The organism is Polaribacter staleyi (genome assembly GCF_038024045.1).
Taxonomy (GTDB): domain Bacteria; phylum Bacteroidota; class Bacteroidia; order Flavobacteriales; family Flavobacteriaceae; genus Polaribacter; species Polaribacter butkevichii.
Genome location: NZ_CP150665.1, coordinates 3,737,148 through 3,749,317, shown reverse-complemented (window position 1 = coordinate 3,749,317; position 12,170 = coordinate 3,737,148). Strand labels below are relative to the sequence as shown.

General features: G+C 31.1%; 6 protein-coding genes and 1 tRNA gene. All 7 read right to left on the bottom strand.

The genetic code is table 11. From position 1 onward, the window contains the following. Window positions 1-75: 75 nt before the first annotated feature. Window positions 76-153, bottom strand: a tRNA-Val gene (locus WHD07_RS15610). Between the two features lie 344 nt (window positions 154-497). After that, a complete protein-coding gene (locus WHD07_RS15605) occupies window positions 498-2,075 on the bottom strand; it encodes a RagB/SusD family nutrient uptake outer membrane protein (protein WP_343329128.1) in 1,578 nt (525 codons plus the stop codon). An 11-nt stretch (window positions 2,076-2,086) separates the two neighbouring features. Then, window positions 2,087-5,146 (bottom strand): TonB-dependent receptor, encoded by a 3,060-nt coding sequence (locus tag WHD07_RS15600; protein ID WP_343329127.1) that lies wholly within the window; start codon window positions 5,144-5,146, stop codon window positions 2,087-2,089. A 338-nt stretch (window positions 5,147-5,484) separates the two neighbouring features. After that, on the bottom strand, window positions 5,485-7,026 hold the full coding sequence (locus WHD07_RS15595; protein ID WP_343329126.1) for a glycoside hydrolase: 1,542 nt from the start codon (window positions 7,024-7,026) through the stop codon (window positions 5,485-5,487). An 81-nt stretch (window positions 7,027-7,107) separates the two neighbouring features. Then, complete coding sequence (locus tag WHD07_RS15590; protein ID WP_343329125.1) at window positions 7,108-8,556, bottom strand: arylsulfatase; 1,449 nt, start codon at window positions 8,554-8,556, stop codon at window positions 7,108-7,110. Between the two features lie 102 nt (window positions 8,557-8,658). Continuing rightward, window positions 8,659-10,266: an arylsulfatase gene (locus WHD07_RS15585; RefSeq protein WP_343329124.1), complete on the bottom strand. Its 1,608-nt coding sequence runs from the start codon at window positions 10,264-10,266 to the stop codon at window positions 8,659-8,661. Between the two features lie 10 nt (window positions 10,267-10,276). After that, the gene (locus WHD07_RS15580; RefSeq protein WP_343329123.1) at window positions 10,277-12,160 is read right to left on the bottom strand and encodes a sulfatase; all 1,884 of its coding nucleotides are present in this window, start codon (window positions 12,158-12,160) and stop codon (window positions 10,277-10,279) included. Window positions 12,161-12,170 lie beyond the last annotated feature (10 nt).

Here is a 12,170-nt window from a genome sequence, read left to right as displayed (position 1 = left end):
TAAAGAATCATTGGACTCTTTATCAAAAACTATTAAAAACAAAAAATCCTTCACAAAATGTGAAGGATTTTACTTTGGTGGGCAATGAGGGATTCGAACCCCCGACCCTCTCGGTGTAAACGAGATGCTCTGAACCAACTGAGCTAATTGCCCTAAGCGGCTGCAAATATAACACACATTTTAGATATACCAAACAAAAAGTGAAATATTTTTATTTTTATTTATTCTTTTGTTTTTTTTGATAAAAATTCACCTCTTTAAAAAAAATTAAGTTTCTAATTATCTACAAACAATAAAACCTAATCTGAATATCCAACATTTGTAATTAAAAAAAAATAACAACTCATAAGGCATCACCTCTTTTAATATTAAATAAAAAGATAACCTAATAAATTATGTTCCCTTTTTTAATTATATAGTATTTATACTGACTACTAAAAAAAAAGAGTGTAAATAACTCCATTTACACTCTTTTCTTTTTAAAAAACTATATAATTCTAACGATAGCCATTATTTGAGGGATCTGATAATAATAAATTGGGATTCAGCAATAATTGCGCTTGTGGTACAGGAAGCAAAACGTGATAAGGCTGAATATTTGCCGCAGGATTGTTCCAATTTCTATGAACGGTACTTTTAACCACGTCTAATAATATTCCCCATCTAATTAAATCCATTTTTCTATGTCCTTCTGCAGAAAGTTCAAACTTTCTCTCAGAATACATTGCCTCTCTAAATGATGTTTGAGACATCCCACTCCAAGGTTGATCTGGTTCAAAAGCTCTTTCTCTAACTTTATTCACATAAGGATATGCATTTCCAGGGCCATTTAATTCATTTTCTGCCTCTGCAGCCATTAAATAAACATCTGCTAAACGAAAAACAATATAATTTTCATGATGATTTCCTCTTAAAGAATTTACTTGATCTAAGTTCCAGTTTTTTCTAAAATATGGAAAACTAAGCTCAAAACCTAAGTATTCTGAAACGATGGTTGCATCATAACGTAAATCTCCTGCTTGCCAATTATTTCTATCTGCTAATTCTGGTAACGGTATAGACCAACCATACCCTTGCATGTCTTCTTCTTGCTCTAACATTAGACTTTGAAAGTATTCCCAACGTTTCATTTGTGTTCCGTTAGCTTTTAATACAGGGTTCCCCAATGCATCTACAGCATTGTCATTTCTGTTTGAAGGCTCATCTCTAATACGAGGATTGTAATCATCCGTTCTTGTTGTATTTAGTTCATCTGCTTTAAAATCGATAATAAAAATATGCTCGTTATTAATAGAGTTTTCTGGATCTAATTGATTAAAAACATCTGCATAATTATCTAATAATGTATGTGGAGAATTATTGATAACCTCATCACAAGCATTTTTAGCTAACAACCATTCTTTATCAAATAAATGAAACTTTGCTTTTAAAGTATAGGCAGCCCATTTTGTTGCTCTACCCAAATCAGATCCAGAATAAGATGATGGCAATAAAGTTACCGCTCTTTCTAAATCTGCTTTCATATCTGTTCTTATCAAGTCCTTGTCATAACGACCTAATTCACCTGCTTCAATTGGGTTTAGCATTTCTCTAAAATAAGGAACATCTCCCCACAAATTTGTTAAATGATAAAAAGCCAAAGCTCTTAAAAACAATAATTCACCAACAGCTTGGTTTCTGTTTGCTTCGGTAAGTTTTTCATTACCATCAATATTTGCTAAAAACTCTGTAGTACCGTTTACCACCTCGTATAATTGAGACCAAACACCGTTACCATCAGCAACTCCTTCTGCTATTAAGTAATTATGAATTGTACCGTTTACATTTCTACTTGGTCCTACAACATCTGCACCGTGTGTATAATAATCATCTAAACCTCTTTGTCTATATAAATTATTATTATGATATAATGTATAAATTCCGTTTACAGCTAATTCTGCCTCTTTATCATTATTGAAAAAGTTTTCTGGCGTAATTGAACTCCTTAAGTCTTCCTCTAGAAAACTATCACAGGAAACCAATGTAAATAGCCCTAACAAAACTAAGACAACTTTATTTTTTAATATATTTTTCATTTTGTTATTTTTTAAAATTCCATTTTTAATCCTAATGTAATAGACTTTGCATACGGATAAGTACCAGCAGCAAAACCCTGAGACACTGAACCTAACCCACTACCTGCACTAAAATTACTTACTTCTGGATCTCCTAATTTAAATTTAGATAATAAAAACAAATTGGTTCCTGTTGCATAAACACTAAATCCACTAAATGTATTTTCCCATCCAATTTTCTCTAAAGGTAAATTGTAATTTAACGTAGCTGTTTTTAATCTTAAAAAAGAACCATCTTCTATATTAACAGTACTATTAGGGTTAAATAAACTTGTAGAAGCACCTGCTCTTGGGATATCTGAAGTTTCATTTACTCCTTCTTTCCAACGATCTAAAACTCTTGAATCTAAGTTTTGTTCTCCTCTACCGTAATAAGATGTCTGCGTTCTAATATTAAAAATATCATTTCCGTATTGTCCTTGAAAAAAGACATCTAAAGAAAGGTTTTTATAGGTAAATGTATTTCTAAAACCTCCATAAAAATCTGGTTCTGGACTCCCTATTATTTTTGCATCTTCATCATTCCAAGTTGGGTTATCATCTAAGTTTTCAAATCTTGGTCCCCCAATAAAAGACATTCCTTCTCTACCATCTGCAGTAATTTCTTCGGCAGTTTTATAAGTCCCTAAATAATTAAGGCCAATAAATACAGGCATAGACTTACCAACAATCAGTCTTGCAGAAGTACCTCCTTGATTTCCTGTAGATTGTAAATCGATATAATCTCTACCATCTAATTCTAAAACTTTACTTCTATTTGTAGAAATTGTTAATGTTGAGTTCCAAGAAAAATCTTTTTTATCAATATTAATAGTGTTTAAAGAAAACTCAAAACCTTTATTTTCTACAGAACCTACATTTTGTAACTGAGTACCTCCACCTGCTTGTGCAGATAAAGCTTTCGCTAATAATAAATCTTCAGTAGTTTTTTTATAATAATCTGCTTCAAATGAAATTTTATTATCTAAAAGACTAATTTCAAAACCAAGATCTAATTGTTTGGTTGTTTCCCATTTTAAGCCATCACTTGGCACAGAACCTAATTGAACACCGTTTACAACATTATCGTTAAAAACATTTGTGGTGTTATTGTAGGTTGCAATAGAATTATAAGCACTTACACCTTGCTCTCCTACAACACCATAACTACCTCTAACTTTTAACTTATCAATAACATCAATGTTTTCCATAAAACTTTCATCACTTGCATTCCAAGCAAGACCTACAGAAGGAAAAAATGCATATTTATTACCTTCTTCAAAAACAGAAGAACCATCGTATCTACCAACTAATGTTAAAAGATATTTACTTTTATAACCATAATCTACTCTACTTAAAAAAGAAGACAATGTTCTTTGACTAAACCCTGAGTTTGCAAAATAAAGTGTTGCATCACCCAAAGCAAGATTATTAAATAATACAGCATCATTAGGAAAACCATCCGCTTGCGAAACAGTACTCTCATTATTATCTTTTTGCCATGTAAACCCTCCTAATACTTTAATTGAATGATCTTCCAAACCAAAGTCATACGTAAACGTATTTTCATTTAAAATACTTTTAGAATAGTTGGTTGCAATATTTGCATAACCTGTTCCAGAATTTGAAATTTGTCTGTCTGGTAAAGCTCCAGGAAGGTAATCGTTATATTTTGTATGTGTTAACTCTGCTCCAATGGTAGATTTCAATTTAAAGTTTTCAAATAACTCATATTCTACATATCCATTCGTAATTAACTTGGTCACTAAATCATGATCTACTCTTAACGCTGCATCTGCAACAGGGTTTCTTTCTGTAGCAGAACTAATTGGATTTATACCTGTGTAATTCCCTTCATCATCATAAATTGTTCTAATTGGTAAAACACTTGAAACAATACTCGAGTAATTAATTTTATTATTTTCTTTTTTATAATGAGTTGCATTTAAACGGACTCCTGTTTTAAACTTATCAGAAAGTCTTACATCAATATTGGTTCTAAAAGTGACTCTTTCTAAACCAGATCCTTTTAAAATACCTTCTTGATCAAAATGATTTAAAGAAATATAGTAATTAGAGTTTTCTGAATTCCCCATAATAGAGAAATCTGTATTCATAATATGTCCTGTTTGAGAAACTACGTCTAACCAATCGGTAGTTTCTATCTCTCCTGGTTCATTAAATAACAAAGGTAAAGTTGGATCTGTTCCTCCGAAACCGTTATTTAAATTCGGATTAAATTGACCTGCTTCATTAATATAAGCTACATAATCTTGTCCATTTAAAAGATCAACTTCATTAGCTACTTCTTGAATACTGTAATAACTATTAACACTAATTTTTGGTTTTCCTTTAGAAATTTCTGTACCATTTTTAGTAGTTACTAAAATTACCCCAGAAGCACCTCTTGTTCCGTAAATAGACAATGCAGTAGCATCTTTTAAAACCTCTACAGATTTAATATCATTTACGTTTAAAGTATTTAAGTTAAAACCGGTACCCACAATAAAGCCATCTACAACATACAATGGGTTATTATTACCATTTATAGAACTATTACCTCTAATTCTAATTGTAGACCCAGAACCAGGATCTCCACTATTAGAGGTTACAGAAACTCCGGTAGCTCTACCTTGTAACGCTTGATCTAACCTTGCTACTGGTTGGTTTTGTAACACTTCTGCCTTTACAGAAGAAACAGAAGAAACTAAATCTTTTTTAGCAGTAGATCCATAACCTATTATGACAATTTCATTTAATTGTTGTGAGTCTTCTTTTAAGACTGCTTCTAATACTTTTTGATTTTCAATTAAAATTTCTTGAGAGACAAAGCCTAAAAATGAAAATTGTAAAATATCTCCTTTAGAAACTTTAATCGTAAACTTTCCGTCAAAATCAGAATTTGCACCCCGATTGGTTCCTTTTACCATAATATTAACTCCCGGCAAAGGTTCTTTTGTTTCGTCTGTAACTGTTCCTGAAATGGTGGTTTGCGCCTTTAAGGACATAAAACCACAACAAAACAGTAATAAAATACTTAGTTTTAATTTCATACTAATTCATAATTTATTTTATAGTTTGATTTCATCATTACAACAAATGATTGAAACAAATCTATAAGATAAGGCACAAGCACGATTCTCTAAAAAGGGGCATTAATGTTGCAAACTAAAATTACCTACTCAAGATTAACGTATTTAAACCACTTATTTACAACTAATTAAACCCAAACAAAACCACAATATCTGAAAATTAATAAGAATACATGTTTTTAACATTTTTTTTACACAAAACAAAAAATAACAACATCTAAAATGTATTTAACTCAAAAAAGAAAGGAATTAACTACATTTTTACATTTCAATAAGAGCAATTATAAAACACCTCTAACCTATTTCATATAAACCAATGTATTTACAGATTTACCCGAAATATGTAGTGTTTTAGTATTTCTTTCTAATGGTACCTTTTGCAGATTTAAAGTTCCATTTGTAGTGTAGAAATTAAGTGATTTAAATGTTGATATAGCGTCTAGTAAAACATTTAAGTTTGCAGCTTCTTCTTGCTGATTAACAATAACCACTACAATACTCTTATCTATATTTTTATATGCTGAAATGAGTACTCCTTCTTTTAAATTATCAATAGAATTTAAACTAGCATAATCAACTTTTATTCTTTTGGCTTCTGGCCTAATAAATCTGGAGTAATTACCTAATACCCACAGTAGTTTAGAATCTGAATACGCACCATCATTCTTATTTTTATCAACATAAACCAACCCGTCTTTATAATTATACGCACTTAAAGCCGTCCACCAATGCCAAGCGCTTGCATTTGCAATTGTTAAATCCGCATGAATTACTCTTGACACATATAATGCGGTTTTCATTCCTAAATCTTTGCCCTTGCCTCTTATTTCCTTATTGTTTTCTAAAACGCAATATTCTGTCATCCAATACTCAAGGTTTTCATACCCCTTTAACTTCTGAGCTATTTTTTCTCTTTCTAATTTTAATTTAGAAATATCCCAAGTAGTAAAGTAACTATGCCCTGCAAATTTTAAAGCTAAAGAACTTAAATCTGCTAGATAATAGCTACTTTCTGTATTAAAAAATTCATTTATTTGATTGCTTCTATTTTTAAATTTATTCTTTTCTGAGGTTAAATAATCAATTGCTCCTGCTTCTGATATCTCTAACTTTGTTTTTATATTTTGCTTGTTAAAAACAGCATCAATAACTCTTGTAGCCATTGCCAATTCATCATTGTTCCAAGGAGAACCTTCTTGATTTCCTTTTACCCAATCCCACTGCGGCTCGTTAAAAGGACTTATATAGTTTAAGTCGACATTTAAACGGCTTTTTAAATTCTTAACAATTTCAGCTAAAAAAATAGCATAATACTCATAATTTTCTTTTGATAGATTCGAGAAATTTGGGTTTGATGGATATGCTTTCTTGCTTTTAGTTAATTGTACCGGAGGACTGTTTACAAAACCTATAAAATCTTTTACACCTCTTTGTTTCGCTGCTTTTAAAAACCATTGTTGTCCCGATTGGTTATTCCAGTTATAACTAAAATCATTTTGTAGAAAACCTTCTGCTCTTCTCCAAGAATCTTTTATACCACTTAAGTGCCCTTGCTCAGAACTTCCTGCTCCAATATTAAATCTCCAAGCAGATAAACCGATTCCTTTTGGCGAATTTGTTGCATCAAGATCTAAACTAAACAACAAATCTGCTATTGCATTTTTTTTCTTTGAAGGCCAATGACCAACAAATTGAGCAGCCCAAGCATCTGATGCTCCAAAATTATGAATGGTTTGAAATTCAATTTCAGGAGAAATAGTCACTTTTAAAACCTCTTTATCTTGACCAAAAGAAAATTGAAAAATGAACCCTATAAAAATATATTTCAGTGTGGTTTTCATCAGTTTATTCTATTTATAACAATAGGTTTACACGCTAAATTCATTTACTAATAGAGCATCACCTTAAAAACATTAAAACGATTATTTTTTAGCAGATTTTTTTTTGCTCATTTTTTTCAACACTCTTTCATGATATTCTAACGGAAAATTAACATTCTCGGTTCTTGCCTCCTTCATTAAACGAAGCATCTCTGTAGCTATTTTAGGATTTGTTTTTGCAATATTATGTTCCTCTCCAATATCATTCGGTAAATTATAAAGCTCTAATGGTTTTTCTAGATATTTCACTGCTTTCCAATCTCCTTTTCTAATGGCTTGTATAGGTCCTTTCCCTTCATTAAATTCCCAATATAAATAATCGTGTTTCTTTTGCTCTTTTCCTAACAATGTTGGTAAATATGAAATACCGTCTATAGCATTATCACTTGGCTTTATACCTGCAAGGTCACAAACAGTTGGTAAAAAATCCCAAAACGCAGAAATATGTGTTGATTGCGAATTTGGCTGAATTGTTCCAGGCCAACGTACCATAAATGGGATTCTAATTCCACCTTCGTATAAATCACGTTTTTTACCTTTAAAATCACCATTACTATTAAAAAAGTTTTTATCAAATTCGTGGCCGTTATCACTTGTAAACACCACCATTGTGTTCTCTTCTAAGTTTAATGATTTTAACAACGCAAGTAAATCCCCCACATCTCCATCCATTCTAGAAACCATACCTGCATACGTAGCGTGCCCATCTTTATCATGCTGATATCCTTTATTTGGTTTCACTTTTAGTTCTCGTTCTTCCCAATGCAGTTTTTTATACTGCTCTTTTGAATCTTTTGGCACAGTAAGTTCATAATGAGGCAGCGTAAAAGCTAAATATAAAAAGAAAGGTTCCTTTTTGTTTTCAATAATAAAATCCTTGGCTTTTTCTACAAATGAATCGTGCGAAAAAGTTCCTTTCTTTTCCATTACAATATTCCCCGTATCAAAAGGTTTGTTATTTTCCCATAAAACTTTAGGATAATAATGATGAGCATCTCCATGATCTCTATACCCATAAAAATAATCAAAGCCTTGGTTTAGTGGTAAATTTGCATCATCACCACCTTCAGATAATCCCCATTTACCAATAATTCCTGTTTTATAACCTGCTCTTTTTAACTCTTCAGCAACCGTAACATCTTCTACTAATAAATTAACAGCTTTTCCCGTAGCAGTCCAATTAGGATTTTCTCTAACGGAGTTATGCCCCATGTGTTTTCCTGTTAATAAAGCAGCTCTAGACGGCATACAAACTGTAGAACCAGCATAATGCTGTTTAAACTGCATTCCTTCAGAAGCCATTTTATCTATGTTTGGCGTCTTAATTTTTTTCTGACCGTTTACACCTAAATCTCCATACCCCAAATCATCTGCCATAATATAAATGATATTAGGCTTTTTTGAACTATTTATATTTGAATTCTGGGCGGTAATTTTTACACCACTAGAAACAACCAACAAAGCTGTTATAATACTTATTTTGAATTTCATATTCTTTAGTTTATATATATAAAATGGATATTCGTTGTGTTTTAAAGAGTGTCTAATTCTTTTACAATTGAATTACTATCCTTAAATAGTGTTTTTATTTTTTTAAGGTAGCTTAATTCTAATTTCTTTATTTTTTGAAGAATAAAGTCCATTATTAAAATCTCCTTCACAAGCTGTTAATAATTTTTGTTTCAGTTCTTCTAATTTTTCTGGGTTTTGCTGAGAAAGATTCTTTTCTTCTTTAAAATCGTTTGGTAAATAATAAATTTCAAATACATCTTTTTTCAAATACGACCTTATTTTCCATCCATCATTTGTAATTAATGTTGGCCCCGTATAAGAAGAATAAACAACAAAATCGTGTTGTTTTGTTGCTTGATTTCCTAAAAGTTCGTTGTAAAATGAAATTCCATCTGTATTAACAGGCTTATCAAAACCTGTAATATCTGCAATGGTAGAAAGAATATCATAATTAGCCACCAATCGATTGCTAATAGAACCTGGTTTAATTTTATTAGGCCAATTAAAAATTAAAGGAATATTAATACCTCCTTGTAAATTACTTCTTTTTAAACCTGCTCTACCCCCATTACCATCAAAAACATCGCCACCTAGGTCGCTATAATATTTATCGTTTAAATCATCAAATCGTTTTCCCGTTTTCATATTGGTATACGGTTTTTGAACTCTTCCTTTTTGTCCGTAATAAATTTCGTGACCATTATCAGACATAAATATTACAATGGTATTGTCTGCAATATTTTCTTCTTTTAATTTGTGCATAATCTCTCCAACATTATCATCTAACATTTTTACCATTGATGCATATTCTTTTTCAATTGGAGTTAACCTCTCATCATTTACAAAATCTGGATGCACTTTTGGTATAGAAACGGGTCCATGAGGTAATTGTGTTGGGAAATATAGAAAAAACGGATTGCCTTTATTTTCAGTTATAAAGTTTAGCGTTTTCTCCATAAATAAGTTTTGAGAATACACTTTTTTACCAGTCATATCATGTCTTTCTCTATAACTTTCTGCTGTTTCAGGTTCGTGAGATTTCCCTGAATTTGCTAGTGTATTTCCCGGAATATCAACTTTTTGTCCGTTTTCAAATAAAAATGAAGGATAAAAACCATGCGCTCTCGCATGGTCTAAATAACCATAATAATAATCCCAACCATGACGTTTCATTTGCGCATCTGTTGCAGAAAAACCCCATTCTAACTTACCAACTTGTGCTGTTTTATATCCAGCTTCCTTAGCAACTGTTCCTAAAAAAACAGCATTCTCATCAACAGGTTTTAGTACTTTATTAATTCCTTTTTCAATTTCACTTAACGTAGCTTTTCCGGTACTTAATTTCTTATAAACTGCACCAGAAGTTATGTCAAACTTATTTTCATGACAATCATGCAACCCAGAAATTAAAGAGGCTCTTGACGGCGCACACAACATATTAGAATATGCATTATTAAAACGAATACCTTCGTTTGCTAATTTATCAATGTTAGGAGTCTTTATTATTTTTTGTCCATTTTGACCTAATAACCCAATCCCTAAATCATCGGCAAAAATTAAAATAATATTAGGTTTTTTATGTATAGATTTTTCTACAGCTGACGATACTTGAGCAACTTCCGTTAGTTTTTTAGACTTACAAGCTCCAACCACAAAAACAAGTAACAGTATTATTGATATTTTTTTCATTTGTTTATTTTTAATATTTGTTGGCTAAATATTTGATTCTATTTTTTACATCTTGATTATTGGTAACCTTCTTAGAAAGAAGCTGGAAATTGTAATTTTCACTATAACCAAAATCATTATCCGTTAATAAAACCATGGTATTTAAGATTAATAAAGCCTCACCAACATTATCCGATTTATAAAGAACTTGTGCTATTTTACCCAATGTATTTTCTTTGTTAAACAAGCCCAAATACTCTAAAGCCCTTACTTTATTAATTGCTTCTGCATCATTTTTAGCTATTTCTTTAATTTTTAAGGTAAATTCATTGGCTTCTTCTCCAAAACTACTACAAACAATCACAGCCCAATAGCGTTCCCAAGCATCATTTGAGTTTAAGGCTTCTTCGATTTTCTGTTTTACATCATTAAAATTCGACAAACTTAAATTAGCAATTTTTATATATCTTGAAATAGCTTCTTGATGTTCTTGACCAAATTTAACAGGATTTTTAAAAGCGTTCTTAATTAAAAAATGCTCAGGATAAAAGGATAAATCTGGCATTTTTAAAAGGCGGTTGTTTAAGTTATTTCTCAACTCAAGTACAACTTGTTGAAAGTCTTTATTTTCTGCCAAATTATTAGTTTCAAAAGGGTCTTTTTCCACATCAAAAAGCATCTCTACTTTTTTCGATTTAAAAAACTGCGATTGTACTGCATTCAGTTTTCCTTCCTTAAACAAAGCCGCCCATTCTTTATACGCCAATTGTTTATAACGATAAGCATTCATTAAACCATCATAATTAAAAGGTTGGTAATTTCTTATGTATTTGTATTTCCCTTTTCTAACAGCCCGAACCATATCATATTTTTCATCAAACCGATCAGCATAACTAAATGTTTCATTTCTTTTATTAATTTCTTCTGCCGTAACATTTTCTCCTAAAAATGGTTTTCCATCAAACTCCTTAGGAATTTCAATTCCTGCAAGGTTTAATACCGTTGGCGCTAAATCTACAAAACTAACAAACCCTTCTACTTTTTCTCCTAATTTATTATTTACAAGATGTTTATACTTTTCAGGCACATGAACTACCATTGGAACATGCAAACCCGTTTCATACAAATATCCCTTGCTTCCTGGCAATACACCACCATGATCTCCGTAATAAAAAATAAAAGTACTGCTATACAAACCATCTTCTTTTAGTTGATGAATTACTTCTCCCATACGAGTATCCATTTTAATCATTTTATCTCTATACAAGGCATTTGTATATTTAAATAATTTTGTATTTGGATGGTTTGGCTGTACTTTAAAGGATTCTAAACTTGTCTTTGTTTTTTTATTTTCAAAAGTTTTCTGATTAAAATGAACAGCTCCTTCATGAGTGATTCCACTATTGTATACATGGAAAAAAGGTTGTCCATCCTCTCTATTTCTCCAACTTGCTTTTTTTGAAGAATCGTCCCAAACATCATTCGTTTTTATAATATTGTAATCTTCTTTACTATTATTTGAAGTATAATACCCCGCTTCTTTTAAATAAGCAGGAAACATTTTTGCTCCTAAAGGCATCGTTACCTTTTCTACCTTTCTATGATAGTGAGCTCCTAAACGCGGGCCATAAGCTCCGGAGATTATAGTAGATCGTGCTGCACTACAAACTGCAGCATTTGAAAAAGCATGTGTATACACCAAACCTTGATTGGCCAAACTTTCAATATTTGGAGTTTTAACACCATTTTTATTAAACATTTTAAGATAATGCATCGAATTATCTTCTGAAACTAACCAAACAATATTAGGTGGTGGTAATTTTACTACTTCTGCTTTACAAGAAAAAAATAGTATCACCATTGGAGATACTATTAAATAATTTACACATTGTTCTATTTGACTTCTTATTTTCATTTGAATACTA

Bases quoted from the DNA above. Each gene is read 5' to 3' on its own strand.
- WHD07_RS15605 (WP_343329128.1), bottom strand. From the start codon at position 2,075: ATGAAAAATATATTAAAAAATAAAGTTGTCTTAGTTTTGTTAGGGCTA.
- WHD07_RS15600 (WP_343329127.1), bottom strand. From the start codon at position 5,146: ATGAAATTAAAACTAAGTATTTTATTACTGTTTTGTTGTGGTTTTATG.
- WHD07_RS15595 (WP_343329126.1), bottom strand. From the start codon at position 7,026: ATGAAAACCACACTGAAATATATTTTTATAGGGTTCATTTTTCAATTT.
- WHD07_RS15590 (WP_343329125.1), bottom strand. From the start codon at position 8,556: ATGAAATTCAAAATAAGTATTATAACAGCTTTGTTGGTTGTTTCTAGT.
- WHD07_RS15585 (WP_343329124.1), bottom strand. From the start codon at position 10,266: ATGAAAAAAATATCAATAATACTGTTACTTGTTTTTGTGGTTGGAGCT.
- WHD07_RS15580 (WP_343329123.1), bottom strand. From the start codon at position 12,160: ATGAAAATAAGAAGTCAAATAGAACAATGTGTAAATTATTTAATAGTA.